Raw genomic sequence first — 26,012 nt, 5'->3', positions numbered from 1 at the left:
AAAATATGGTAGCAAGGTTGCCTCTGACACTAAGCAGTGTAAGGTGACTTGTTATCATGGTTTTTTTATGCGTAAATACTATCATTTTGCATATAAACCCACTCGTCATTGGAGACCTGTTCATATAGCAAACTAGCCAGTTCACGAGAAATATTTTTCTTTCCTAATTGTTCTTGAATAAAGTTATACTCATTTTGGAAGGCGTTAATAAAAAGTTCTTCCTGAATTTCGTTAGCACGAGTGTTGTTTTGAAAACGACGATGACGTTCACGATAGTACTCTTCAATCCAGTGGATTTCTGCTCGATTGTCTGCGTTTAGATGTTCTCTGAGATAAGCAAAAATCTGAGGCGATATTTCATTTTCTACTTGAGCTAATTCGTCTCGAGCATTATTGAATTTTTTGGTAACCACCAAAGGATCTACCCGTTTAATGCGTCGTTTGAAACGATGGCTTAATTTAATAAAGTAAAAACGTGCTCGATACATGAAGTGCTGGATAAACGATTGATGGAGTTGGAAACTTTGGAACAATGACATTCTTTCGTAAAAAGTTTGTTGTTTAACGCTAATTTCACCATTATCCACCATCTCTTGAAGTAGTTTCTCTTCTAAATTAAAACATTTCTGTAAAATTTTGTAAGTAGCGTTTCGTTTAGGACGTTGTAAGATAGACTGTTGGCTTCTTAAAGTAGCAATCACCGCCTGCGTTTCGACCGGATCTTCATCGGCATCATGGACGCGTTTAATGGCGTATTCAATCATTTTTTGGCGGTAGGTGCTAATATCTTCTAAACTGTAGGAATAAGTTTTGGCTGGTAACATCAACGGTAAGATAATACTTGGCACGAGTAAGCTGAGAATGATGACGGTTGCCGCGATGAAAATAATATCATTGCGGAATGGAAAAATCTTACCATGTAATACAATCGGAATAGAAAAGGCCATCGATAGGGTAATAGTCCCATGAATACCATTAATAGCAATTAAAAAATGATTAAGTACTTTATCGGCTGGCCGTATACGGATGTTGGCTAGTTTTAAAGTAACCCATAGGTAGCGAATGATAATCATGACGATGTACAAAATGATACCAACCAAAATGAGATAACCTAGCGAAGAAACCTGACGGCCTTCATTGGTAATATCGTAGATGACGGTTGGAAATGAAACTCCTAGAAGAATAAAAACGAAACCGTTCATTAAGTTAGTAAAAATTTCGTAGGTGGTTTTAGACACCATTTGAGTTTTGGTTGAAGTAAGACGTAAGGATTGAGCTTGAGTACTTTGAATCAATCCAGCTGCTACCACAGCCAAAATTCCGGAAGTATCAAACATTTCAGCCAGAAGGTAGATAGCAAAAGGCTTAATGAAGTTGATGGGGACAATAATGTTGGGGTTATCAATATCGGTTTCAATTAAGAGTAACTGTAAGCGAACAAAAAGCCAACCGACAATCCAGCCGACAATTAAGCCACCAAAGAAGACATATAGGTAATTAAAAATACTTAGAACCGGAGAAAAATGTCCCGTATGAAAGGCAGTCAAAGCTAAATCAAACATTACGATTCCACTTGCATCGTTAAACAAAGACTCATTTTTGAGACTCAGCATGGCCTCATTAGGAAGATCTAGGTTTTCGGTCACGGATGACACTGCAACCGCATCGGTAGGGGTAATAATAGCGGCTAAAGCAAAGGCAAGGGCAATCGGGATATGGGGTAATAAAGCATATCCCAAGTAACCAACTAGAATAATCGTGACAACGGCTAGTCCAATGGCTAGAGAAAAGGTATTACTCAGAGTACGTTTAAGTTTGACAATGTTAGTGTTCATCCCGTCGTAAAACATAAGCGGCGCAATAATTGCTAGCATGAAAACTTCAGGGTTAAGATTGAAATGATTGAAATTGGGGATGAAAGAAAGTGCTAACCCCATCATAATTTGAATAATAGCCCGTGGTAAAAATTTGATTTTAGTATCTAATGCGTTTGAAAAAACGGTGGCGATGATTAAAATCAAAACGAAAAATACAATGGACATGCACAACGACTCCTTTTTTGGTTTCTCTAAACCAAGCGTACCAAAAAGCCACAAAAAAATCGATTTTTGTGGCTTTGGTATAGAAGATATTAATTTTTAGCAAATAATTTAGTGAGATAATCCATAAAGCGCTTGAGATAAAAGTCTGCATCGACATTCAAAGCTACGGAAACGTTGGGATTTTCTTCGTTTAAACGGCCGGGGTCACCAATGGTACGACCCCACATTTCGTCAGTTGTATCAACGAACATGTTTAAATCCATAGTTTTGGAAAATGAAGCATCAAGGGCAATTCCTACCGCCAAAGGATCATGCAAGGCGCAACCGCCAAGATGAGGACTGGTGATTTTGTAAACGTCGATATAGTAATCGACGATATCAGCAAATTTACTACCAGCAGTAGTATCTAGGTCACGCCAAAGTTGCGTTTCTTTTTTTGTTAGTAACGTTCTTAAAGTGACATCTAGACCAACCATGGTTAAGTTAACGTGGCTAGTAAATACGTCATTAGCAGCATGAGGGTCTTGGTTGATGTTAGCTTCTGCAACTGGACTAACATTTCCAGGGACAGTAAGAGCACCACCCATAATAGTTACGTTGCCAATTAAATCGGCGACTTCTGGATCTTTCTTTAAGGCAAGTGCAAGATTCGTTAGGGGACCGGTTGGCACTAGAATTAAATCGGAGTTGTATTTGTGAGCAGCTTCGATAATAAAATCAACCCCGGGCTGTGTTTCAATTGCCCGAGATGGAGCGGGTAGTTCAACTTCACCAATACCATTTTTTCCATGAATTTGAGCACTAATAGGCATAACTTCAAAGCTTTCGGTAGTTTGTGAGTGTTCCTCACCAAGAAAGACCGGAATATCCGTTCGGCCTAGTAATTCAAGAATTTTCAAGCTATTAGTACCAGCGTCAGGGGTTAACACATTCCCGTATGTCGAAACAATACCAATCAAATCAACGTCAGGTGCTGCCAAAGCATATGCAATGGCCATAGCATCATCAATACCAGTATCTAGATCTAAGATCATTTTTTTAGTTGCCAAAAGAACCCCTCCGAATAAACAATTTATGTATTAAACTTACTTTAATCATACGTAAACAAAGCTTAAAAGACAATCCCAAGCATTCTTTTTTATTGAAGAAGCTGGTAATATATTTGGTGGATTATAAAAATGAAATTGATTTAATAAGGGAGCACAGGCAATGACGGAAATGTATGATATTACGATTATTGGTGGGGGTCCAGCCGGTTTATTTGCTGGTTTTTATGCTGGAATGCGCACTGCCAAAACACAAATTATTGAAAGCCTTCCACAAGCTGGTGGACAAGTTGCTGCACTTTATCCAGAAAAAATGATTTACGATGTCGGTGGTTATGCTGGAATAAAAGCAGCTAATTTGGCTAAAGAACTTGAAAAACAAACGCGCTTGGTCGGAACTGAAATTCGTCTTAACGAAACCGTTGTTGATATTCAAGCTCAAGCTGATTTTTACCATGTTAAAACTAATCGGAATGAATACGATACCCGAGCAATTCTTTTAGCAACTGGTAATGGAGCATTTAATCCGCGAAAGTTAGCTGTGGAAGGGTTGGACCATTTAGAAGATAAAAAAATCTACTATCATATGCCCGATGTTGAACATTTTGAAAATCAGGATGTTTTAGTGGCAGGTGGTGGTGACTCGGCCATTGATATTGCGCTTATGCTGGAACCAATTGCTAAAAGTGTCAGTTTGGTGCATCGTCGACAGCAATTTAGGGGGATGGAACGGAATGTACAACGCCTCCAAGAATCGACGGTTAAAGTGATGACACCGTATTTAATTAATGATGTTCGCGAGGCTGTCGAAGGAATCGATGTCGATTTGAAAGAAATTGGTACCGAAGCCTTAAAAGCTACCCATTTTGATAAACTAATTGTTAACTACGGATTTACCTCTAGTAATAAAATTATCAAAGGATGGGAAATCGATTTGGCCCAAGAACATCGTATGTTTGCCGTCGATAGCCTGATGCATACAAATATGAAAAATATTTACGCGATTGGTGATGGGGTAGAGTATCCTGGAAAGTTAAGACTAATTGCAACCGCCTTTGGTGAAGGCCCGATCGCGGTAAATCAAATTATGAACGACTTATATCCAGGCAAACGTGGACCTGTTCATAGTACATCCATGTTTGAAAAATAATCTGAATATATAAAAATGCAGTGAACTTAAAAACTAAGTTCACTGCATTTTTGTTAACTGCCATTGGCATCTGGATTTGTAATTTTAATTCGGTTTTCACTAGTTGATTTGTGGTTTGCTTCAGGAGCATTAGTTTTGTACAAATCTTCAAGTGATTTATCTTGATTCTTGGAGAACATAGAAGTCGATTTTAAGCCTAATTTATCTTCTAGCTTGATGGCTTTCGTTAAACCATCCGAATAATTGTAGTTAGCTGAATTAACCTTTTTAAAGTCCGGATTCTTATAGAAACGGAGGAGATTCTTTTCATTTAACGAATCTGACATCGCTAATTGTTCTTTAGCAGCTTTACGATCTTTTTCAACTTTCTTTTTAAAAGTGGTGTTAGGATCGGTAATCTCATTGCCGGAACTGTCATAAAGTTTACCACCGATAGAACTATAGGTTGGTGTTACATAATCGTTATTTCTAAAAGCAACCACTTGGTCATGTTGCTTAGACAACAGGTCAGTACCAAATTGGATATAGTTTTTGGTTGAGATTCCTAATAAATGCAAGATCGTTGGTAGAACATCAATTTCACCACCATATTGGGATTGAATGCCACCATCTTTCATACCTGGAATGTGAATCATTAATGGGACTCGTTGGAGCTGTGAATTATCCCAATTATTCCAATTTTCAGTTGGATTAGAGCCGAATTCTTTAAAATGATCCGGATCTTGTTCAAAAGTTTTAGCTAGTGCTGTATTAGAGGAATTGGAAATTCCATAATGATCACCGTATAAAACAATCATCGAATCATCATACAAACCGGATTTCTTTAAGAAATTAAAGAATTCTTCAACAGATTGATCTAAGTAATTAGCAGTTTTGAAGTAGTTGTCTACAGTTTTATCGCCAGTACTAGGCGTTTTAAAAGTACTATCCTCATCATCTAAAGTGTATGGGATGTGGTTACTTACAGTGATGTATTTAGCATAAAACGGCTGCTGTAAGTGTTGAAGGTACTTAATTGAATCTTTGAAGAGAAGCTTATCTTTTAGACCATAGGTAGTAGATTTATCCCCAGAAACATCAAAATCACTGGCAGAGAAGAAGTTCTCATAACCCATATTTTTATAAGTGCTATTACGATTCCAAAATGAAGCAGTATTACCGTGGAAAACCGCAGAAGTGTAGTTTCCATGTTGTTTTAAAATTGCTGGAGCAGCTTGGAAGGTTTGATCAGATCCTAACTGAGCGAACAGTGAACCTTGAGCTGTCCCAAACGTACCAGTTTCAAGCATATTTTCAGCATCACTAGTTTTACCTTGACCAACTTGATGGAAAAAGTTACTAAATGAGTAAGTTGATTTACTGTGATAAATGCTGTTTAGGAATGGTGTGACTGTTTGGCCTTCCACTTTATCATCGATTAAGAATTGTTGGAAACTTTCTAGGTGAATGATAATAACATTTTTTCCCTTAGCCTTGGCAAAAGTAACATTCGACGGTTTAGCATAATGATGCTTAACATATTTTTCAATTGAAGTTAATTCACTTTTCTTAGCTTCAGAACGCATTTTATGGTTACGTTCAAGTTGGACACCATCATAAGCAGTAAAGGCATCGAGCCCCATGTATTTAACAATATAAGAACGATCAAAAGTTCTAGTAATTAACTGCGGGCGATCCATTTCCGCGAGCATTAGATTAAATGCAAAAAATAAAAAGCCCAGTGAGGTGATTTGAAACCCAAACTTTTTAGGTAAAGGATGGGGGTCCATTTTTATTTTCTTCAGAACGAGTAATAAGAAAATAACGATGATATCTAACCAGTAGAAAATATCATGAACATTAGTTAAGGACATTGAGCTAGCACTTAAGCCTTGATTAACCTTGGAATAGCCCAACATAGTATTAACGGTCATAAAGTCAGAAAATTCTCTAAAGTAGATTACATTGAGATAGAGCATGACGGTATTGGCGACATCCAACAACATCGCTACCCAATAAAAAATTTTTTTCGGTCGAATATATAATGCAAGTCCAAAGATGAGGACGGTTGTAGCAACTGGATTAATTAAAAGAATTATCCATTGAAAGATACTACCTACACCTAGTGAAATATCAGCTAGATATGCAAACAGAGTCTTCGCCCAAAATAAAATAGTAATAAGGATAAAGAATCCGAATCTAGTATCAATTTTTGATTTTAAAGATTTCATTTTTTAAAGACCTTTCAAATAGAACAAGATTAATGCATAAATGCAATTTTACCATATTTTTTTAAATGATTTGGTTAACTATTGGGTAAGGGGGATGAATAAAATAAAATTTTAATAATTCTTCTGAATTAAGCAGCCATTAATAAGTTATCTGGGTTAATATGATAGATATATTATTAAAAGATAGTTTCGGAGGCGAACTAGTATGGAAGCTAAAATGGTTAGAGGTGCTACTGGACCAGTTTATATGGATGCGTTAGAAATTCGTAAAAAAGTATTTATTGAAGAACAGGGCATTGATCCGGCTCTTGAATTTGACGAAAATGAAGATTTCTTTACTTACTTTGTGGGCTACGACGAAGCTAAACCGATTGTGACGGCGCGAGCACGACGCGTCGATGATGATACTTGGGTTGTACAAAGAGTGGCAACTAAAACTGGATATCGACGTCATGGGTTAGCGCGTGATTTGTTTGAATTTATTGAAGCCCAAGCAGTTAAAATGAACATTAAAAAAATTAAATTACATGCTCAAGAGAGTGCGGAACCATTTTACTTTGCGATGAATTACGAGCGCGTTAGTGGCCCAGAAATGGAAGCGGGCATTGTACATTATTGGATGGAAAAGGCGATTTAATGTATTGGAATAAAAAAGTAATCTTGGTACTAAGTATTGTGCTGATGGGGCTTGCAGCGGTCTTCTTTGTTAAAAATGATGCTTTTTTATATCAAACACCGGTTGGACGTATTGAAAGTGTTAAAAAAATTAGTAAAGCTGTCCAAATTGATAATTTTAAAAATCAAGATTACAGTGTCCGACAACAGCTTAAAGTGAAAATTTTAAATGGTAAAGAGCGTAATCGAATTATCACGGTTAATAATGAATATACTAAGTCGCAGGCGACGGATTTAAAATACCGTAAAGGCCAAACGGTCTTATTACATTTAACCCGACACCACCATCAGATTAAGACAGCTACAATTACAGATTTGAAACGCGACGTGCCTTTGACCATCTTAATTGTGATGGTAATCGGCTTATTAATAATGATGAAGTCGACCGGATTAAGGGCGCTCTTAAGCTTGATTTTAAACACCATTTTATTTTTTATTGCAGTGGAAATCGATGTTCAGCAAGAGGGCTCAGGAGTTTTTTGGATTTTTAGCGGAATCGCGGCCGTTTTTTGTGCGGTAACGTTAGTATTAGTTTTAGGTTGGAACAAAAAAATGTGGGTAAGCTTTACAACGACGATGTTAGGAACTTTCATCGCAGTCGCTATTAGTTTATTAGTCTTTAGACTTACCAATAATGGGGGACTTCATTTTGAAACGATGGAGTACGTAACACAAAATCCCGAACCTTTATTTCTAGCTGAAACAGTACTAGGATCATTGGGAGCGGTAATGGATGAATCAACTGACATTATTGTTAGTCTTGCCAAGTTACGAAAAGAAAATCCGCTAATTTCAATGAAACAGCTCTGGATTTCCGGCCGAAATATCGGGAAAACAATTATGGGTCCTCTCCTTAACGTTTTATTCATGATATTTATGGCAGATACATTTTCAATGATGGCTCTGTATCTTAGAAATGGAAACGGTTGGGGCTACTCGTTTGAAATGAACATGCAACTGGGATTTGTACAAAGCTTAATTAGTGGAATTGGGATTGTATTAACCGTTCCTATTGCTAGCTGGCTGGTTGGCATTTTCTTTAAGAAGGGGGCGGTGCAACATGCATAGCGTAACTTTAATATTGATGCTAATTTTAGCCCTGTTAATGATTATTGTGGGCGGTGCAACGGGAGTCCGGGCCTTTTTAAGTATTATCTTCAATTTTGCCATATTATTCCTAAATATTGCATTAATTGCATGGGGATTTCCGGCGCTAGTAATAACAAGTATTAGTGGCTTGATTATCCTTGCAACCACCATTTTTATGGGCAGTGATGATGATCAAATTACCCAAAATGCTTTCTACAGTTCTGTCCTAGTTTTGATGGTCCTAATCGGGTTAATTTTATTGCTGCAACCCCATTTGTTAGTTCATGGATTTGCCAATGAAAATAATGAAGATTTAGAGGGGATGTCACTTTTAATTGGTATTAAATTCAGTGATGTGATGTTAGCGACAATGATGGTTAGCTCGCTTGGAGCGGTAGCTGAGGCGGCAATTGCTGTGTCGGCTGGGTTACAAGAATTAATTGAGACTACTCCAGACCTAGACTACAGTAAATTGTTTGTACATGGATATGAAATTGGTAAAGAAATCATTGGAACAGCTTTAAATACCTTGTTTTTTGGCTTCTTTGGTAGTTTTCTAGGATTATTCATTTGGTATGTTAAGTTAAAATACAGTTTTAGTGAGTTTATTAATAACAAAATTTTTGCTGCGGAACTTTCAATGATTCTAATTGGATTTATTGGAGTAATTAGCACGGTGCCATTGACAGCGTGGGTAATGCAATTGCGGCAACGCAAACAAAAAGAACTGTAACGACGAATCAGGCTGGTGAAAGCCTGAGACAGTAGTTACAGTTCTTTTTATTAACGTTATTTTTTGAAAAAATTGCTCCAGTTGGCGATGAGATAGACAATCAAAATTAAAGCAAACGAAATTAGAATGGTCAGTGTCCAGCTCCAAGGCGTATTGGCCATTGGTAGGCTAACATTTTGTCCATAAAATCCGAAGACAATGTTGGGGACAGCTAAAATAATAGATAAGATGGTTAGAAATTTCATCGTGTTATTTAAGTTGTTATCCAAGATGTCAGAGTAGGATTTGGAGACTTGTTCGATGATATCAGATGAGAGCTGAGCCATTTCTTGACTTTGTTCAGACTCAATCACAATTTCTTCTAGGCGCGTACGTTGTCCCTTAGTTAATTTTAAGTTTGGCATACGAAGCATGCTATTTAATAATGAAGTATTTGATTTCAAAGATGTTAATAAATAAATCAAACTAGTCTCCAACTGTAGCATGCTTTGAATTCCATTGTGATTTAAACGAGTTTTAAATTTATTTTGAATTTCTTGACGGTCAAAATTAATTCGTGAAACAGCGTCATTAAAGCGAATCGTTAGTTCATAGATCGTATTGAAAACGGCGTTGACCATAAACGAGTTATTAAATTCAAAATTAGGATCACTATTTTTGCGTATTAGTGTTTTAACATTGCGATCTAAAAGTTTATTCACATAGTGAGTTGAATCATGCGTAAAAACCACCAGCGCCTTTGGTAGAAACATGAATGCCGCGGGCTCGGTTTGAACGCCTTCTTTTAAATTAGCACTGAGTGCATGAAAAATGATCAAAAAAATGTTATTGGGTTCGTCAATTTCAGCCCGTGCTCGTTCATTTTTATCAATAGCATAGCTTAAAGCTTCCGATGTAGCATGGTAAGTTTTGACTAAAGTTTGAAGTTCAAGCGTGCTAGGATTGGAAACTTGAATCCAAGAAAAGTCGTCAGACTTTTTAGTAACTTTTAGCATAGTAATAATCCTCACTGTATTTAATATTATTAGTTTAACCCCAATGGGATGAAAAAATATACTAAATCGATTAAAATAAAGTGTTTAGAAGAAAAAAGGAGAAAGAATTTATTGAATATATTAACAAACCTATATGGACCCTTTTTCGATATTAATAATTGGGAAAACGTGTTGTCCTCCAGTTCCGACTGGTTAGTAATTTTTTCATTGGTAATGATTGAATGTATCTTATCGGTCGACAATGCAGTGGTTTTAGCAACTCAAACACAAGTTTTAGAAGATAAAAAAGAACGTGAAAAATCCCTATTTTATGGTTTATGGGGCGCCTATATTTTCAGATTTATCGTTATCGGAATCGGTACCTTTTTAATTAACTTGTGGGAAATAAAGGTAATTGGAGCTTTATACTTAGCCTACTTGGTATTTAGGTTCTTTGACAAGCAAAAAAGAGGACGTAAGACGCGAAAACTAGTTAAAAAAGAAGGGCGACTTTCCGTGTTCTGGCGGGTGGTAATCCAAATTGAATTTATGGATATTGTTTTCTCCGTCGATTCAGTCTTGGCTTCCTTAGCAATTTCATCTAATCCGGTAATTGTTTTAATTGGTGGTCTGATTGGGATTTTAGCCATGCGGGGCATTGCTGAAGTAATCATGAAAATGATGCAAAAAATTCCGGAATTAGAAACGATGGCATACGTATTAATTGGAATTATTGCGTTAAAACTTTTATTGTCCATTCCAATGATTGATATTGAAATTCCATCGATTGTTTTTGCGGGAATTGTGATCTTAGCCTTTTTAATTACAATTGGAATTCACTATGCCAAAAGACCGGCAAAAAAACAATGATATAATTTATGGTAACAAGTTAGTAAAAAGGAGACAGAAATGGCCGTTACAATTAATCAAGATAACTTAACTGACGTGACACAATCTGGACTAACCATTGTGGACTTTTGGGCTCCTTGGTGTGGTCCTTGTAAAATGATGGAACCAGCCTTAGAGAGTTTGGAAAAAACTTATGGAGATCAAATCCAGTTTGCCAAAATGAATGTGGATAACAATCAAGCAGTAGCAGAATCTTTTAAAATTATGAGCATTCCAGCATTGGTTTTGTTTAAAGATGGAAAAGCCATTGAAAAAGTGACGGGGTATTATCCTGAAGCAAAATTAGCCAAATACTTAGAAAAGAAGATATCAGAAAATGAACCAAAGTAAAACAGCGATTGTGATTGATAGTTCAGCCAATATAGCTCCGGAAATCGTGCGTAAGTATCATTTTACGATCGTTAATCAACCGGTTATGTTTGGTAAACATGTTTATCATGAGAATATGGACATTGATTCAGATGAATTTTACCGAATGCTTAAGCTTGAAAAGTATCATCCTACAGCTTCTCAAATTCCAATGAAAGAAATGCAGGAAGTCTTTAGTAACTTAGCTCAAGCAGGTTATGAAGCAGCCTTGTGCATTGGTTTATCGGGAGGCTTGAGTGGTTTTATCAATAGTGTATCAGCATCGGTTCCAGCGATTAAGGATCTCCAGGTTTATCCTTATGATTCGGGTTCTATTTTAGCTGGTGTAGAAAAGGTTGCCATTCTAGCATCTCATCTTCTAGATAATGGAGTAGATATCCACGAAGTTTTACATCAAATGCGTAAATATCGTCGACAGACTCAAGCTTATATTGCAGTAAATAACATTAAAGAACTTCAGAATATGGGAAATATTTCTAACCGAACCTCGTTAGTAGGCTCATTTTTTGGAATGCGCCCCATTCTAACTATTAATCACCAAGGGCGTTTAGAGATGGTTGGTAAAGAACGGCAAATGAAGAATGCGATGGAAGCAATCGAAGAAATTTTTGACAAACAATTAGTTGACCATACCAATTTAGTAGTAACTGTAATTGATGCCAATGATGTAGATCGTAGTATGCAGTGGCAAAGCACTTTAAAGGCTAAATACCCTGGAATGCAAGTTGAGTCACGACAGATTGGTCCGTATGTAGGTACTTATACTGGTAGTAAAGCGATTGGACTAATTTGGTCGCCAAAATTGTGATAGTATAGACGTTAGTTATGAAGAAACGGGTGGATAGAATGATTACATTAAAGTCAGAACGAGAAATTGAAGGAATGGGAAAGGCCGGTGCAGTACTTGCTGGTATGCATATCGGGCTTCGTGACATTATTAAACCAGGTATCTCAAGCTGGGAAATTGAAAAGTTTGCATTAAAATACTTAGACAAAAACGGTGCTGTTCCTGAAGAAAAGGGATTTGAAGGCTACGAATATGCAACCTGTGTAAGTGTTAATAATGAAGTTTGTCATGGCTTTCCACGTAAGGGTTTAATCCTTAAAGAAGGCGACTTAGTTAAGGTTGATACAGTTGTTAGTGTGGATGGCTACATGTCTGACTCATGCTGGGCTTTTGCTGTGGGCGAAGTTAGCGATGAAGTTAAAAAATTAATGGAAGTTACTAAAAAGGCTTTATATCTTGGGATTGACCAAGCTGTAGAAGGCAACCGAATTGGTGATATTGGTCATGCAATTCAATCATATGTTGAAGATGAAATGGGTTATGGCGATGTTCGTGAATTCGTGGGGCATGGTATCCAACCTACAATGCATGAAGATCCAATGGTCCCTGGATACGGTGAAGCTGGACATGGTCCTCGCTTGAAGAATGGTATGACGATTACAATTGAACCCATGGTTAATGTTGGGGGATGGCAATGTGATACTTCCGCTCCAGATGGTTGGACTGTTACTACAATGGATGGTAGTCTCTCTTGTCAATACGAACACACACTAGTAATCACACCAGACGGTCCTAAGATTTTAACATCTCAAGATCCTGTTGAAGATGCTAAGTATTTGTAGAAGCAAAAAAGGAAGCCTTGACTTTTTTAGTCGAGACTTCCTTTTGTTTTTGATGCTAAAATGGTTACATCCTAATCGTTATTTTAGTAATTAGCGATTTCAATCAGATTACCATCGGGATCTTTAATTAAGAGTGATTGAACATTGCCATGAGTTCCTTGGCGAGTTTTAGGATCGTCGATAATTTCGATGAAATAACTTTTGAGATGGTTAACAATTTCTTCCATTGGATTTTTAGCAACAACGGAAAGGGCAATGCTACCAGTAGTAGCTTGAGCTGGAGCAAATTGGGGTTGTTGGTCTGGAGTAACGAAGTAAATTCGTTGTTTGCCAGCGCGAACCCCCGCGAATGGAGCATCGGTTAGAATCGGCATATCGAAAACTTCATGATAAAAGCGTTCGCTACGAGCGACATCAGATACAGTTAGCGTAATATGATCAATTTCACGAATATTCATTGTATGTAAGTCCTCCTAATAACGAGATTAAGTATAGCATAGGCAAATTGGATTGACGATTTGTATAAATTCATGCTACGGTGGTTATTAGTTATTTTAGAAAAGTTAAGGTGAAAAAATGAGTTTATTATCAGTTGAGCATTTGAGCCACGGTTTTGCGGACAAAGAGCTCTACGAAGATGCAAATTTTGAGTTAAATAAAGAAGACCACATGGGAATTGTGGGACAAAATGGTGCTGGTAAAAGTACGTTAATTAAGATTTTAACGGGGGAAACGTTACCAGACAAGGGTCGCATTATTTGGCAAAATAAAGTGACGTATGGTTACTTAGACCAGTATGCGGACATTCCTAAGGAAGATACCTTGTATGAATTTTTAACGACCGCATATGCAGAGTTATTCCGTCAACGTGATTTGATGGAGAAGTACTATGCAGATTATGCTGAAAATTTAGACGACAAGTTGCTAGAAAAAGCTGGAAGAATCCAGGAAAACTTAGATGCCAATAATTTCTATGACATTGATACGGAAATTAATCGAGTAATGACCGGTTTAGGTCTCGACGATATTGGTAAAGATCATATCGTAAGCGAAATGAGTGGTGGACAACGTTCTAAGATTATTTTGGCTAAGTTACTTCTTCAAAATCCAGACGTTTTAATTTTGGATGAACCGACAAACTACTTAGATACTGCTCATATTAGTTGGTTGGCAGATTACTTAAATGGCTTTGAAGGAGCTTTCATGGTGATTTCCCATGACTACGATTTCTTGCAGAAGGTTACTAACTGTATTTGTGATGTTTCATTTAATAAAATTACTAAGTATCGTGGTGACTTCCAATCAGCAATGCGTCAAAAAGATGCGCGTAAGGAAGCCCAATTAAAAGCGTTTGAGAAACAACAAGTAGTGATTGAAAAAGCTGAAAACTTCATTCGTAAGAATAAAGCTGGCCAACGTTCGACGATGGCTAAATCACGGGAGAAGATGTTAAATCGGATGGAAAAAATCGATCCACCTAGTGAAAACTTAAAGGGTCATTTTGATTTTCCATATCTCGATACTGGATCTCAAAATGCAGTTGCTGTGAATAAATTAGCGGTAGGTTACGGCAAGAAGCAATTGCTTGAACCAGTGACATTTTCAATGTCGGCGGGCGAAAAAGTAGCTTTCTCTGGGTTTAACGGTGCGGGTAAGTCAACCTTGATTAAGAGTATCTTAGGAGTAATTCCAGCTTTAGGTGGAGAAGCCCATTTTTCACCATCTGCCAAAGTTAATTACTTCACCCAAGAATTAATATGGGATAATCCTAAATTGACACCATTAGAAACCATTCAAAACCAATACCCTAAGATGTTGCCTAAAACCATTCGGACTAAATTGGCTAAGTGTGGAATCAATGCTGCTGATACTATGAAGCCGATGAAACAACTTAGTGGTGGAGAACAAACTAAGGTTAAATTAGCTTTAATGGAGTTGATTGATTCAAATTTCTTAATCATGGATGAACCAACAAACCATTTGGATGATGAAACGAAGCGGGCCTTAAGTGAAGCGTTACAACGCTTTAAAGGCAATTTGATCGTTGTATCCCATGAGGATAGTTTCTATTCCCAATGGATTGATAAGGAAATTAACGTAGAAAAATTACGTCTAGATCGCGAATAACCAAGCAAAAAAGCAACCCCGTGGGGTTGCTTTTTTAATACTCAATAGCTTAAAAGTCTGTGGTATCTGGATCCTGAGCTAGACCAGCTACACCATGGAAATCATCAATTTTCTTGATGTCGTCATCTGAAAGTTCAAAATCAAAGATTTCGGTGTTTTGTTTAATACGGTCAGCGTGAACTGACTTAGGAAGAGGTAAGAAGCCGTGTTGTAGTGACCAACGAAGTACGACTTGAGCGACACTCTTATTGTATTTAGCAGCGATATCTTTAAGTTCTGGAATGGTAAAAATCTTACCAGTTCCTAGTGGACTATATGCTTCCGAAAGAATACCATGTTCTTTATTGTAGGCCACAACTTCATCTTCAGTATCACTAGGATTTAGGAAGATTTGGTTGACTGCTGGAGTTACTTTGGCAGTTTTCAAAAGTTCATCAAGATGATGAGCACGGAAATTAGATACACCAATCGCACGTACTTTACCAGCATCGAGGGCTTCTTCCATAGCACGCCATGAGTCAGCGTTGCGCTGTTGCCATTCATCACGGAATTGGACTGGATTTGGCCAGTGAATTAGGTATAAGTCGAGGTAATCAGTACCTAATTTAGCTAAACTAGTATCTAACGCTTTTTTAGCTGATTCGTAGCCATGGTCACGATTCCATAATTTAGACGTGAGGAAAAGTTCTTTACGATCAATTCCACTATCTTTAATGGCTTTGCCAACACTTTCTTCGTTTCCATAAGCTGCAGCTGTATCAATATGACGGTAGCCCGCTTCTAAAGCAGCCTTAACTGCATTATAAGCTTCATCACCATCTTTAGATTGCCAAGTTCCAAAACCAACTACGGGGATTTTAACTCCGTTGTTAAGGGTATAAGTATCTGTTAAATTATTCATCAAAAAGCCTCCTTGATTACCAATAAACTATATTAATAATAGCGCTTTTACAGGCGGTAAGCTAGTAAAAAGGACTAACTAAAAATTAGTTAGTCCTTTTTAAATATGACTTATTTAGATTACTTATTGAAAGTTCCAGCTTCAACTTCACGAAGATAATCTGCAAGATGTTTGAAGTAAACTGGTGCATTATCAATCATGTGATGATGGCCACCATTAGGCGTTGTAACTAACTTAGCGTTAGGAATAACTTCAGCCATACGACGTGCTGAATCTAGCGGCATAGTTTCATGTTCACCAAATGTCAATAAGGTTGGAACATTGATATTTTTAATTTGGTCACGAACATCCCATTCGTTAAGTTTTCCAGTAACAACGAATTCGTTATCGCCTTGGAAAGCATTATAAACCGGAGTAGCCATAGTTGGTACTAAATGACGGATTGCAACTGGTTGTTTACGATCAACGTAAGCAGCATTCAAAATGTCAACTAATTTTTGGTAACGTTCGTTGTCCCAGTCACCAGATTTTTCGCAGTCACGCATGAATTGAGCATCTTCAGGAGCAAGAGCTTCATCACGGATTGCATCTTGATGTTCCAAATATTCGTCAATGTTATCGACCATGGATGAAATGATAGCACCCTTAAGATGTTGACCATATTTAAGAGCATACATCATTGTTAATGCGCCACCCCATGATTGACCGATAAGGTAGAAATGATCAATTCCAAGTTTTTGACGAACTTCTTCAACTTCGTCTAAGAAGTAATCATATGATAGATATTTTTCGGCGATTTCAGGATCGGAGTAATCTGGTTGATCAGAATACCATGAGCCCAGTTGGTCATAGTAATGTACTTGGACATTCAAGCCTTGCTTTAAAAGTTCATCGTGGAAGTTTTCCCAATATTCATGGTTTCCACCAGGGCCACCGTGAAGAGCTAATAGATGGATTGAATCGTCGTCACCATCAGTGTGAGACCATAAATGGTATCCATTATCTAGTGTTAAAATTGTTGTTCCTTGTTTCAAAACACTCACCTAGTTTCTTAAATTTAAGCTTATAATATCAGATTTGAAGGAAACTGACCAGAACCCATATTGATTTACCATTGGTTTAATCAATAATAAATTTAAAAATTAAATTAGTGTGCTAACTTTATTTTTAAATGACTTTGGTTTAACTGTAAAGAGTAAAGCAGTTCTTGGTTACCACGAATGGTAGTCTCAAAATCAGTAGCATAGATAACTAGTCCTAATTGATGACCGGCTAATAAGCGGTAGAACGTAGGTTGAAGTTCTAATTTTACATCATAGAATTGATGGGGTTTAACTTCATCAACACAATAATTATTAGTACGATTTTGTAAGTTGATATGGCCTTTGGAAATCATTTTCCAAGGAGTGACCGCATTTTGAAGCGTGAATTCGCGTAGATCATCAGTCCGCCAATCAAAACTACCACTCAAAGAGCGTGGTTGGAGAATGCTAGGTGAAGGATTGAGACGTTTAGCATCTCCAAAATCAACTAATTGGAAACTAAGCATCCCAAATGGTTGGTTAACTGCTACGTTAACGGAAACTTCAGGCGTACCATCGATTAACCAATCTTCTTTAGTTTGTGCTGTTTTAAAAATCAAGCGATTATTACGCATTTGATTTTTACCATTGGTGGCATGTTCTGTGTTTAGCAAATCAGTATGCCAATGCTTTAAATCATTTTTATACATTTCGAAAAATTCTGGATCAAGGGAATCTCGAAATGAAGCTGCCTCGTTTTTAGTTTCAGAAGCACGATCCACCAGCGTTTTAGCTTGTAGTGTAAATTCTCGAATCTCATCGTCCGCTGCTTGCCAATCTTGATAAGTGTTCCAAGTTTCAGGTTCAACATTATCTTGAATGATTACATTAGGAAGGACTTCGTTAGCCCCATTTTGAACGTCAAAAAGTTTGTAACTAAGCCATAGATTCATCATATCGGTGAAATCAATTGAACGAAAAGCATTGATATAAATGTGTTGACCTTGGTGCAGAATAATTTTCTTATTGATCGGTAAGTCCCGAACAGCGTTCCAAAGCTTACCTACATTTCGTGGTTTAACGTTCCAGTCATTGAGGCCATGAACCATTATAATATCAGCTTTAATATTTTTAACGTTATTTAGATAATTCTTACTGTCCCAATATTTAGAATAATTACCTGAGTCACGGTCTTGATCTTTTTCAATACGTTTCAAAATTTGATCAAAGTGGGCTTTGATGCCTAAATAATCCCCAGCATCATGTTTACGACTTAAAACTTCAGCGGCCAGGACATCCATATCTTCGCCTTGGAAAGTATCTGGAGCAGCGACCAAACCACCGTCTCGGTAATAATCGTACCAGCTAGAAATGGCTGCTTCTGAAATGATGGTCTCTAAGCCTTCCACCCCAGTGGTTGCAGCTGCAGTGGCGAGGGTGCCTAGATAAGGAGCGGCCCGTCATGGCAATTTTATGATTAGACCAAGAAGCTTTAATCTCAAGATTATCAGTTTTGTTAGTAAAAGCGCGTCGATTGCCGGCTAGCCATTCGATGATTGCTGTAGTTGAAATGGTTTCTTCGACAGAGCCCGTATCACGAAGTCCATCAGAATCTCGAGTACCAATCCCAGCAGCATAAACCACGGCGAAGCCCCGAGATAAGAAGTAATTATTCAAAGTATAGGGCTGTTCGCGAGCAAAAGTTTCACTTGCTTTTGTAGCCATTCCAGCCACTTTACGTTCAGCAGGAAGTGTTTGGCTGAAGGGTTCGGCAGTGACGTCGGATTTAGAAATTTTTTGAACCGCTTTTTCAGTTAAAGGAACATCAACGTTGTGCGTAATTGCTTCTCCATAACTATCATTTGTCCCTTGATTATAAGGACTCGCTGTATATAGGACTGGAGCTTGGTATCCATGAGCAGTTTGAGCGGGTCGTAAAATTTCGGCTTTAAGTAAATCGCGCTGTCCATCATGATCAGTATCGAGAGGGGCTTCCACATAAACTACTTCACGGATCAACTGATGAGGATCGAAGACTGCTTGGGCTTTTCCATTGAAGAAAAGGGGCTTAGTGGTCGTTGGGTAAAAACTAACGAAATAACCTTGTTGAGTTAGGCGGTCTAAATAGACTTCTCCATTTTTGGTGTGGGTAGTTAGTAAGTTATACCAAGCGTGTGCCACATCCGCACTAGTTTCAAAGTTTTTGAGATCGAGTTCTGGAAGTTGAATTTTGCTAATGGCACTAAGTGGATCTTCAATTTGATAATCAGTATCGGCCTCAAATTGAAGTAATTGGAGTTCTAATAAGATAAAAATTTCTAAAGTTAGTGGTTGATCACTTTCGAAAAAAGCCGCCATAGTTTGATCAGGGGTTGCGAGTAGATTGCTTAACTTTTGTTGGAAAGTTGCTTCGCTATTACTTACGAGGCAAGAACGTTTTAGAAAATCTTTTAACTGGGCTTTCGGATCAGCTAATAAATCAGCATCAATAAAATGAATGTTTTTTAATTCTTCAAGTTCAGTAGTGCGATCCAGTCGTATTCGACCGAATTGATTGTTTTTCATAACATGGAACCTCCACAATATTTATGTTTCATATTATACGCCTAAAGCAATAAAACATAATTAGGCCTTGAAATATTTTAAAAATAAGAAAAAGTTCGTTTTAAATTTCATGAAATAAAAAAATAAGCTTTTATGACGTTTATAAGCATCTATAAACGAACATTAGGTGTTGAAAACAACATTAAAGTATGGAATAATATGGAAGTTGATAAAAAAGATTTTGATGGGGGAACGAAATAATGGATCAAAAATTGGATGATAATGCTTCATATGGATTATTAGACCGAACGTTTCATCTTACAGAACAACATACTACGGTTAAAAGAGAAATTTTAGCCGGTTTAACGACTTTTGTTTCAATGGCATACATTTTGTTTGTTAATCCTACAATCCTAGGGCAAGCCGGGATGGATAAAGGAGCGGTTTTCACAGCAACGGCCATTTCAGCAATTATCGGCTGTGCGTTGATGGCTTTTCTTGCAAATTATCCGATTGCGATTGCGCCTGGATTGGGTGACAATGCCTTTTTCACTTTCTCAGTTGTTTTAGGAATGGGAATTCCATGGGAAAAGGCGATGGCCGGAGTATTTATTGCTTCTGTTTTATTCACAATTTTATCCTTCCTCAAAGTACGTGAAATTGTGATTGATTCAATTTCTAAAGATCTCAAATTAGCTATGGCGGCTGGGATTGGGATCTTCATTGCGTTTATCGGGCTGCAAGGCGGTGGATTAGTTACAGCAAGTAAGACCTCATTAGTTGAGATGGGTTCCTTGTCCGTTCCCACAACGTGGTTAACCATTTTTGGAATTTTTGTAATCGCGATTTTAATGGCGAAAAAAGTGCCAGGTTCAATCTTTATCGGTTTAGTTTCCACTGCGATTTTAGGGTTGGTGACAGGTTTGATTAAAATGCCGGAGCATTTGATTTCCCTTGCTCCTAGTATGAAACCAACATTTGGAGTGGGAATTGCTCATTTGCCTTCAATCGCTGACCCTGAGATGTGGGCCGTAGTTTTAATCTTATTGCTAGTTGCGTTTTTTGATACCGCTGGTACTTTAATTGGGTTAGCTCAACAAGCTGGAATTATGAAAAACAATAAAATGCCACGAATTGGACAGGCTCTAATGGCAGATTCAATTTCAATGTTAGCTGGATCAGTAATGGGAACTACACCCACAGCAACTTATGTGGAATCATCTGCCGGTATTGCAGTTGGTGGACGAACAGGACTGACTTCTCTAACCGTTGGAATCTTGTTTGTATTTAGTATGTTTTTCTCACCACTTTTAACAGTCGTTACAACGCAAGTAACTGCACCAGCTCTAATCGTGGTTGGGGTATTGATGGCTTCTGCGCTTCGTGAAATTAATTGGGATAAATTTGAAATTGCTATGCCAGCCTTCCTCACCATTATTGGAATGCCATTGACTTACAATATTTCCTACGGAATGGCATTTGGATTCTTAACTTATCCAATCTTAATGACCGTTGCTGGTCGCCGTAAGGAAGTTAATTACGTTGTTTGGATTTTAATGGTCGCTTTCGCACTAATGCTATATGTGCTTAATAAACTTCCAAGTTAGTATGAAATAAATTAAAAGAGTTGTGATTAAAGACATTTGCCTTTATCACAACTCTTTTTTTATTGGGCCAGTTTACTATGATGAATTCCATAACTAAAGTAGATAATTAATCCAATTCCAAACCAGATGGCAGAACCAATCCAGGTTTCCACCGAAAGTGTGGTAATTAAATAGATACAAGCCAAGGCTGAAATGATGGGGATAAATGGATATCCGGGTACTTTAAAGCCCGTATTAGGAATATCTTGGCGATGACGCAGAGGAATAATTCCCAAGGATACCAAAGCGAATGCTAGTAAAGTCCCCATATTGACTAAGTTAGTTAATTGATCTAAAGGAACGAAGCCTCCTAGAAAGGCGATAAAAATGGTAACTACCACCATGGCATTGCGTGGCGAATGATGTTCACCCACTAGGTTTCCTAAGACCTTAGGCAACAAACCATCGCGTCCTGTAGCATATACCAGACGGGAACTTCCATAAATCATAGAAATCATCATGGTAGTCATTCCGGCTAAAGCGCCCAATGAAAGTAATCCGGCTACCCAATTTTGATGGACTAACTGTAAAGCTAGGGCAACGGGATTGGCAACATTGAGCTTAGTGTAAGGAACCATCCCCGTAAGAACCAAAGAAACGGCCACATAGAAGATGGTGGCAATAATTAAAGTTCCGATAATGCCAATGGGCATCGTTTTCGAAGGATTTTTAACTTCTGCTGCTGATGCAGAAACTGTATCAAAACCTAAATAAGCAAAAAAGACCGTTGAGGCACCGGCTAAAGTACCGTGCACGCCAAATGGAAAATAAGGTTTCCAATTAGTAGGTTTAACATAAAAGATTCCGACTAAAATAAAAATTAGAATGATAGCAATTTTAACAAAGACCATAAAGTTATTGATCCGAATGGACGACTGGAAGCCTCGATTAAGTAAAAATCCGATTAGCAAGACGATAATAATTGCGAATAAATTAATGTAAGTTCCATGACTTGGATTAAATGATCCAGAAATGGCAGTAGGGATGTGTATCCCAAAACCACCCAGGAGAGAACCAAAATAAGCGGACCATCCAGTGGAAACGGCCGCTACTGCTAAGACATATTCCAAAATTAAGGCCCAACCTAGCACCCAACCGGGAAGTTCACCGTAAATGATGGTTCCATACGAATAGGCACTCCCAGCAACTGGAATAGAGGCTGCAAATTCGGCATAGCACATGCCGGCTAGCGCGCATACAATTGCAGCAATCACGAAAGAAATTGTAATCGATGGTCCAGCCTTCAGTGCTGCAACGGTACCAGGAAGGATGAAAATTCCAGTTCCAATTACTGCACCAATTCCGAGCGCCAGTAAGTCTTTTGGACCAATGGTTTTTTCGAATTTTGAGTCAGACTTTAAGTAATTATCTAATGATTCTTTTCTCAAAATTTTATCTATTATTTTCATAACACACTTCCTTTTCTAATATCTTTCTAATAATACTGAATCAGTTTCACTACGTCAATCGGATTTCTTTTATTAAAAATGTAAATTTGATTAAATTAAAAGAACGGGACTGGTATAATTTATATGGAAGATAATGTGGAGGTTTTAAGATGGCGTTAGAACTTGATGGTGGAGCAGTAGTGTATCAGTTACGTAACAATCAGCCGTATTACTTGCTTTTAGAAAGTGCAACGAGTGGTTTTTGGGGTTTCCCCAAGGGTCATGTCGAAGATAAAGAGTCTGTGATTGAAGCAGCTCAACGTGAAATTCGCGAAGAGACAGGTATTATCACGAAAGTTAACGATAATTTTTTCGAGGTATTAAGTTACCAGGTTGGTAAAAACCTAAAAAAGGTTACATTATTTAGTGCTGAAGTTCCTTTAGATACGACATTACGGTTACAAGAAGCGGAAATTAGTTCAGCTGGATGGTTCGATTACATTACGGCGCGTGAAAAATTATCGTATTTAAACTTGAAACAAGCCTTAGATAAGGCTGATCATTTCATTGCGAGCATAAAACCAAGCGTATAGGTAAAATAAAAATTGTAAATAAGTACAGAAAAAGGGCTGCGACACATTTAAGTGTCACAGCCCTCTTATCCTCATTTGATAAAGCTTATTATAGAGTTTAAATTATGCTAGCTTGCTGAATGAATTATCTTCTAGGCTTTGAAGATTGCGAACAGCCTCTTCAATGGTTACGCCAGTTGCATGAAACTCTGGTTGGGCTTTATCATTAGCGATAAATACCTGCTTTTCTGTATCAAGAGCGATACTATACCATGCTGAGCTATATTTTTTGAATTGCATAATGATAAACCTCCTATCCTTAAAGTGTATTTTAGAAAGCTTTGAAAAGCGCTTTCATTTGTTAGGATACTTTAATTTACAATATTTTTGGAAAAAATGCAACTATTTTGAATTGAGGAGTTAAAAATGGATAAAGTTATTGTGATTGCTGGACCAACTGGATCGGGAAAAACGACGATTGCCGATTACCTTTACCAAAAATATGGAGTGATTAAGGTAATTACCCACACTACGAGACCAAAAAGAAAAAATGAGCAATCAGGAATCGATTATTACTTTGAAACAGACGAGACATTTGATGATAACCATTACTTAGAACAGGTGCAGTATTCTTACTATCGATATGGTTCTTCGTATGAGGGCCTTCGACGTGCTTGGTCAAAAAATTCAATTGCTAGTATTGTATTAGACACAGCTGGAGCAATAACTTACCTTAAAGAGTTAGGGGCACAGGTGGAAATCTTATTTTTACGGGTAAACGAAGAAAAAACTTTGAAGGATCGATTGTTAAAACGTGGTGATAGCTTAGAGGCAATCCAAAAAAGAATTGACAGTCCCGAATATCGACGCGACATGCAGTTGCCAGAAGAGCTTCAAGGGCGGGCGACGGTCATTAATAACGATGATTGGGAGCACACCAAACAAAAAATTGATCAATTTTATCAAAGAGTTAAAGAAGCAACCAAAAAGATACCAAATGAAGGTTAATTATGGTAGGGTAAAACGTAATGATTACTATTTAGAGGTGCAGATTTTTGAACAAAACTAGTAAAGAAATTGCGGTAAAAATTTTAAAAGCTAATAACTATAAATTAACTAAACAACGCCAGAGCTTACTCAATATTCTAGCTATCCATGAGGACCGCTACATGGAATTGACGGAGTTAGATCAGTTAATGCGCCAAGAGTATCCTAAAATGAGCTACAATACAATTTATCGAAACATTAAGGAATTTTCTGAAATTGGGATTGTTGAAGAAAATCAAAATGAAAATGATGGTAAAACCGAAGTAAAGTTAGATTGTAATGAACGGCACACTCATCATCACCATTTTATTTGTAATAACTGTGGCAAAGTACGGGAACTCCAAATGTGCCCTCTAAGCTTCTTTAGTGAGCAATTGCCAGGGGCTGAGATTACGGGACATCATTTTGAGTTATATGGGTTATGCGCAGATTGTAAGCAATTAATGGGTGAAAAGTAGATGATTTTTTTAAGTTATTGCAAACTTAATCAATATTTGAAATAAAAGCTAAATATTTTTGATATGCTTTTTTTAAAGACGGAGGGAAAGAGAAATGGCATATAGGACACCACCTTTTTTAACACCAATTGCGATTGTTACCATGGTCATTGCTTTAAGTGCTACAAACGTAATCGTTAATAAGGCGACCAACACTTCTGAAGGAGCGCCCGTGCGTTCTTCAAAAGTAATGAATAATGAAAGTAGTAGTAATTTAGACGATAAAAATTCATCTGATGATAAATCAAGTAAAAGTTCCATGGATGAAGATAGTAGCTCTAAAGATGATGAAACAAGTAGTTCCAAAGAAGATGAGACAATGGATTCAAATAGCACCGAAGACTCACAAAGTGATGCGGAAAGCTCATCAGATGCTACGGCAAGCAGTGGTAAAACTAGCACAAATACAAATGAAAATAATAATGACGATACTACTAATAATGCATCTAGTGATGCTGACACGGATACAAATCAAGCATCTAGTGCAGCACAAAGTTCGGCAGGTACCACAACTCAGAATGCCCAAGCTGCATCAGGTAGCTCGGCGACTAGCACACAATAGGGGGAATTAACGTGATTTCATTTCTTACATTAGCGAGCCATTATATGGGAATGATCAATGTTAAGAGTAAACTAAAGAATCAAGTTTACACGGTCATGGCATTCGTCGGAAATTGGTATTTACTATATATTGGTATTCGTTTCTTACAAAATGGACGCTATCTTAGAGGATTATTGCTATTAGCAATCTTTTTAGTGTTCTTGTATTTTTCAATTATGAATATTTACTACTTCTTCACGACTAAGAAAGCACCTTTTGATATTTCTCCTATCTTGGAGAAATATGTGGGTGGTGCTCCGGAAGAAATTCGAGAAAAAGAAGAATTTAGACGGCGCTTAGCCCAAGTGGAACGCCAAAGTCGTCAAGCTAGCAGTTCACCAGCAGGGATGTTTGACCAACGGATGCTACTACCTGCACAGGTCGAATCCACGGGCGAACAAAAGCGAAATATTGAACAAATTGCGATGTTGATGAAAAATGCTGGAATCCTTTTTGAGGATTACGGTGGACGAAGTGATGAACAGATTAAGGAACAATTACAACCAGGACAAACGGAAGTTTACGCTATTGGGGACGAAGGCATTCAATTCCCATTTGCTGACATAAAAATGATTAATGGGCAGCCTACCATTTATGCTGGATTAAATCAGATGGAAGAGTTACCAGTTGGCGTAATTACCAAAGTTGGGGCAGCTAGTTTCGAAGCTGCTAAACAAGAAAATCACCTTTACTTGGCGGATGTATTATTAAGTGGCGGTGAGAAGAAAATGATAGGACGCTCAGGGATTATCACTGAAAATGAAAATTTTTTTATAAAAGTGAATATTGCCTATAAACGCCGTAATACCTCGCTTCATGAGGTTTAAAGTATAAAATAATT

The 26,012-nt window shown here is 37.5% G+C and carries 24 protein-coding genes and 1 pseudogene; 15 read left to right on the top strand and 10 right to left on the bottom strand.

Annotated features, from left to right (window positions below; translation table 11 throughout):
• Positions 1-65 precede the first annotated feature (65 nt).
• Both IV86_RS05715 and IV86_RS05710 read right to left on the bottom strand, forming a co-directional pair.
• Complete coding sequence (locus IV86_RS05715; RefSeq protein ID WP_002832801.1) at positions 66-2,042, bottom strand: cation:proton antiporter; 1,977 nt, start codon at positions 2,040-2,042, stop codon at positions 66-68.
• Between the two features lie 89 nt (positions 2,043-2,131).
• Positions 2,132-3,091 carry a nucleoside hydrolase gene (locus IV86_RS05710; RefSeq protein ID WP_011673036.1) on the bottom strand — a complete coding sequence of 320 codons (960 nt, stop codon included), beginning with the start codon at positions 3,089-3,091 and terminating at the stop codon, positions 2,132-2,134.
• 160 nt (positions 3,092-3,251) lie between these two features.
• Between IV86_RS05710 and IV86_RS05705 the strand changes: the two genes are divergently transcribed.
• On the top strand, positions 3,252-4,238 hold the full coding sequence (locus IV86_RS05705) for an NAD(P)/FAD-dependent oxidoreductase (protein ID WP_002832803.1): 987 nt from the start codon (positions 3,252-3,254) through the stop codon (positions 4,236-4,238).
• A 53-nt stretch (positions 4,239-4,291) separates the two neighbouring features.
• Here the strand turns inward: IV86_RS05705 and IV86_RS05700 are convergent, their stop codons facing one another.
• Positions 4,292-6,448 carry an LTA synthase family protein gene (locus IV86_RS05700; RefSeq protein ID WP_002832804.1) on the bottom strand — a complete coding sequence of 719 codons (2,157 nt, stop codon included), beginning with the start codon at positions 6,446-6,448 and terminating at the stop codon, positions 4,292-4,294.
• Positions 6,449-6,653: 205 nt separating this feature from the next.
• Here IV86_RS05700 and IV86_RS05695 point away from each other — a divergent pair, with 205 nt between their 5' ends.
• From IV86_RS05695 to IV86_RS05685, 3 genes are read left to right on the top strand one after another with little or no spacing between them, the layout of a single operon-like run.
• Positions 6,654-7,085: a GNAT family N-acetyltransferase gene (locus IV86_RS05695; protein ID WP_002832805.1), complete on the top strand. Its 432-nt coding sequence runs from the start codon at positions 6,654-6,656 to the stop codon at positions 7,083-7,085.
• Positions 7,085-8,191, top strand: a complete 1,107-nt coding sequence (locus IV86_RS05690; protein ID WP_002832806.1) for a YibE/F family protein — start codon at positions 7,085-7,087, stop codon at positions 8,189-8,191. Before IV86_RS05695 ends, IV86_RS05690 begins: the two co-directional genes overlap by 1 nt.
• Positions 8,184-8,945: a YibE/F family protein gene (locus IV86_RS05685; protein ID WP_056979427.1), complete on the top strand. Its 762-nt coding sequence runs from the start codon at positions 8,184-8,186 to the stop codon at positions 8,943-8,945. The genes IV86_RS05690 and IV86_RS05685 overlap by 8 nt, the downstream gene beginning before the upstream one ends.
• A gap of 56 nt (positions 8,946-9,001) precedes the next feature.
• Here the strand turns inward: IV86_RS05685 and IV86_RS05680 are convergent, their stop codons facing one another.
• A complete protein-coding gene (locus tag IV86_RS05680; protein WP_002832808.1) occupies positions 9,002-9,940 on the bottom strand; it encodes a magnesium transporter CorA family protein in 939 nt (312 codons plus the stop codon).
• A gap of 111 nt (positions 9,941-10,051) precedes the next feature.
• Between IV86_RS05680 and IV86_RS05675 the strand changes: the two genes are divergently transcribed.
• Genes IV86_RS05675 through map form a run of 4 tightly spaced genes read left to right on the top strand, consistent with a single transcriptional unit; the run spans position 10,052 to position 12,826 of the window.
• The gene (locus IV86_RS05675; protein ID WP_023440001.1) at positions 10,052-10,789 is read left to right on the top strand and encodes a TerC family protein; all 738 of its coding nucleotides are present in this window, start codon (positions 10,052-10,054) and stop codon (positions 10,787-10,789) included.
• 39 nt (positions 10,790-10,828) lie between these two features.
• Positions 10,829-11,158 (top strand): thioredoxin, encoded by a 330-nt coding sequence (gene trxA / locus IV86_RS05670; protein WP_002832811.1) that lies wholly within the window; start codon positions 10,829-10,831, stop codon positions 11,156-11,158.
• The gene (locus IV86_RS05665) at positions 11,145-12,005 is read left to right on the top strand and encodes a DegV family protein (protein WP_002832813.1); all 861 of its coding nucleotides are present in this window, start codon (positions 11,145-11,147) and stop codon (positions 12,003-12,005) included. Before trxA ends, IV86_RS05665 begins: the two co-directional genes overlap by 14 nt.
• A 38-nt stretch (positions 12,006-12,043) precedes the next feature.
• A complete protein-coding gene (gene map / locus IV86_RS05660; protein WP_056979426.1) occupies positions 12,044-12,826 on the top strand; it encodes a type I methionyl aminopeptidase in 783 nt (260 codons plus the stop codon).
• Between the two features lie 83 nt (positions 12,827-12,909).
• On the opposite strand, the gene IV86_RS05655 is transcribed toward map, so the two are convergent.
• Positions 12,910-13,284 carry a VOC family protein gene (locus IV86_RS05655; RefSeq protein WP_002832815.1) on the bottom strand — a complete coding sequence of 125 codons (375 nt, stop codon included), beginning with the start codon at positions 13,282-13,284 and terminating at the stop codon, positions 12,910-12,912.
• A gap of 118 nt (positions 13,285-13,402) precedes the next feature.
• On the opposite strand from IV86_RS05655, the gene IV86_RS05650 reads away from it, so the two are divergent.
• Positions 13,403-14,953, top strand: coding sequence for an ABC-F family ATP-binding cassette domain-containing protein (locus IV86_RS05650; RefSeq protein ID WP_002832817.1), 1,551 nt, complete (start codon positions 13,403-13,405; stop codon positions 14,951-14,953).
• Between the two features lie 49 nt (positions 14,954-15,002).
• On the opposite strand, the gene IV86_RS05645 is transcribed toward IV86_RS05650, so the two are convergent.
• The 3 genes and pseudogenes from IV86_RS05645 to IV86_RS05635 form a co-directional block, all read right to left on the bottom strand.
• A complete protein-coding gene (locus IV86_RS05645) occupies positions 15,003-15,854 on the bottom strand; it encodes an aldo/keto reductase (protein ID WP_002832818.1) in 852 nt (283 codons plus the stop codon).
• Positions 15,855-15,973: 119 nt separating this feature from the next.
• On the bottom strand, positions 15,974-16,888 hold the full coding sequence (locus IV86_RS05640) for a proline-specific peptidase family protein (protein ID WP_002832819.1): 915 nt from the start codon (positions 16,886-16,888) through the stop codon (positions 15,974-15,976).
• Positions 16,889-17,001: 113 nt separating this feature from the next.
• Positions 17,002-19,441 (bottom strand): annotated as a pseudogene (locus IV86_RS05635) (Xaa-Pro dipeptidyl-peptidase).
• Positions 19,442-19,680: 239 nt separating this feature from the next.
• On the opposite strand from IV86_RS05635, the gene IV86_RS05630 reads away from it, so the two are divergent.
• Entirely contained in the window at positions 19,681-21,027 is a 1,347-nt protein-coding gene (locus tag IV86_RS05630; protein WP_029257742.1) for an NCS2 family permease, read from the top strand.
• A gap of 59 nt (positions 21,028-21,086) precedes the next feature.
• Here the strand turns inward: IV86_RS05630 and IV86_RS05625 are convergent, their stop codons facing one another.
• Positions 21,087-22,475, bottom strand: a complete 1,389-nt coding sequence (locus IV86_RS05625) for an amino acid permease (RefSeq protein ID WP_056979425.1) — start codon at positions 22,473-22,475, stop codon at positions 21,087-21,089.
• A 149-nt stretch (positions 22,476-22,624) separates the two neighbouring features.
• Between IV86_RS05625 and IV86_RS05620 the strand changes: the two genes are divergently transcribed.
• Complete coding sequence (locus IV86_RS05620; protein WP_002832824.1) at positions 22,625-23,047, top strand: bis(5'-nucleosyl)-tetraphosphatase; 423 nt, start codon at positions 22,625-22,627, stop codon at positions 23,045-23,047.
• A gap of 102 nt (positions 23,048-23,149) precedes the next feature.
• Here the strand turns inward: IV86_RS05620 and IV86_RS08795 are convergent, their stop codons facing one another.
• Positions 23,150-23,326 (bottom strand): hypothetical protein, encoded by a 177-nt coding sequence (locus IV86_RS08795; protein WP_002832825.1) that lies wholly within the window; start codon positions 23,324-23,326, stop codon positions 23,150-23,152.
• A 126-nt stretch (positions 23,327-23,452) separates the two neighbouring features.
• On the opposite strand from IV86_RS08795, the gene IV86_RS05615 reads away from it, so the two are divergent.
• The 4 genes from IV86_RS05615 (at position 23,453) to IV86_RS05600 (ending at position 25,998) form a co-directional block, all read left to right on the top strand.
• Positions 23,453-24,034 (top strand): AAA family ATPase, encoded by a 582-nt coding sequence (locus IV86_RS05615; protein ID WP_011673046.1) that lies wholly within the window; start codon positions 23,453-23,455, stop codon positions 24,032-24,034.
• 47 nt (positions 24,035-24,081) lie between these two features.
• A complete protein-coding gene (locus IV86_RS05610) occupies positions 24,082-24,531 on the top strand; it encodes a Fur family transcriptional regulator (protein WP_002832827.1) in 450 nt (149 codons plus the stop codon).
• Positions 24,532-24,625: 94 nt separating this feature from the next.
• Positions 24,626-25,132 carry a hypothetical protein gene (locus IV86_RS05605; protein ID WP_011673047.1) on the top strand — a complete coding sequence of 169 codons (507 nt, stop codon included), beginning with the start codon at positions 24,626-24,628 and terminating at the stop codon, positions 25,130-25,132.
• Positions 25,133-25,143: 11 nt separating this feature from the next.
• On the top strand, positions 25,144-25,998 hold the full coding sequence (locus IV86_RS05600) for a DUF6681 family protein (RefSeq protein WP_011673048.1): 855 nt from the start codon (positions 25,144-25,146) through the stop codon (positions 25,996-25,998).
• Positions 25,999-26,012: the final 14 nt, after the last annotated feature.

Origin of the sequence: Pediococcus pentosaceus, from assembly GCF_001437285.1 — a bacterium.
Taxonomy (GTDB): domain Bacteria; phylum Bacillota; class Bacilli; order Lactobacillales; family Lactobacillaceae; genus Pediococcus; species Pediococcus pentosaceus.
The sequence above is the reverse complement of the archived record's forward strand: the minus strand, read 5'-3'. Positions and strand labels throughout refer to the sequence as shown.

Excerpts from the sequence above, each read along its gene's own strand:
- map (WP_056979426.1), top strand. The coding sequence starts at position 12,044 with ATGATTACATTAAAGTCAGAACGAGAAATTGAAGGAATGGGAAAGGCC.
- IV86_RS05695 (WP_002832805.1), top strand. The coding sequence starts at position 6,654 with ATGGAAGCTAAAATGGTTAGAGGTGCTACTGGACCAGTTTATATGGAT.
- IV86_RS05615 (WP_011673046.1), top strand. The coding sequence starts at position 23,453 with ATGGATAAAGTTATTGTGATTGCTGGACCAACTGGATCGGGAAAAACG.
- IV86_RS05680 (WP_002832808.1), bottom strand. The coding sequence starts at position 9,940 with ATGCTAAAAGTTACTAAAAAGTCTGACGACTTTTCTTGGATTCAAGTT.
- IV86_RS05690 (WP_002832806.1), top strand. The coding sequence starts at position 7,085 with ATGTATTGGAATAAAAAAGTAATCTTGGTACTAAGTATTGTGCTGATG.
- IV86_RS05605 (WP_011673047.1), top strand. The coding sequence starts at position 24,626 with ATGGCATATAGGACACCACCTTTTTTAACACCAATTGCGATTGTTACC.
- IV86_RS05715 (WP_002832801.1), bottom strand. The coding sequence starts at position 2,042 with ATGTCCATTGTATTTTTCGTTTTGATTTTAATCATCGCCACCGTTTTT.
- trxA (WP_002832811.1), top strand. The coding sequence starts at position 10,829 with ATGGCCGTTACAATTAATCAAGATAACTTAACTGACGTGACACAATCT.
- IV86_RS05685 (WP_056979427.1), top strand. The coding sequence starts at position 8,184 with ATGCATAGCGTAACTTTAATATTGATGCTAATTTTAGCCCTGTTAATG.
- IV86_RS05630 (WP_029257742.1), top strand. The coding sequence starts at position 19,681 with ATGGATCAAAAATTGGATGATAATGCTTCATATGGATTATTAGACCGA.
- IV86_RS05655 (WP_002832815.1), bottom strand. The coding sequence starts at position 13,284 with ATGAATATTCGTGAAATTGATCATATTACGCTAACTGTATCTGATGTC.
- IV86_RS05650 (WP_002832817.1), top strand. The coding sequence starts at position 13,403 with ATGAGTTTATTATCAGTTGAGCATTTGAGCCACGGTTTTGCGGACAAA.
- IV86_RS05645 (WP_002832818.1), bottom strand. The coding sequence starts at position 15,854 with ATGAATAATTTAACAGATACTTATACCCTTAACAACGGAGTTAAAATC.
- IV86_RS05620 (WP_002832824.1), top strand. The coding sequence starts at position 22,625 with ATGGCGTTAGAACTTGATGGTGGAGCAGTAGTGTATCAGTTACGTAAC.
- IV86_RS05700 (WP_002832804.1), bottom strand. The coding sequence starts at position 6,448 with ATGAAATCTTTAAAATCAAAAATTGATACTAGATTCGGATTCTTTATC.
- IV86_RS05705 (WP_002832803.1), top strand. The coding sequence starts at position 3,252 with ATGACGGAAATGTATGATATTACGATTATTGGTGGGGGTCCAGCCGGT.
- IV86_RS08795 (WP_002832825.1), bottom strand. The coding sequence starts at position 23,326 with ATGCAATTCAAAAAATATAGCTCAGCATGGTATAGTATCGCTCTTGAT.
- IV86_RS05625 (WP_056979425.1), bottom strand. The coding sequence starts at position 22,475 with ATGAAAATAATAGATAAAATTTTGAGAAAAGAATCATTAGATAATTAC.
- IV86_RS05665 (WP_002832813.1), top strand. The coding sequence starts at position 11,145 with ATGAACCAAAGTAAAACAGCGATTGTGATTGATAGTTCAGCCAATATA.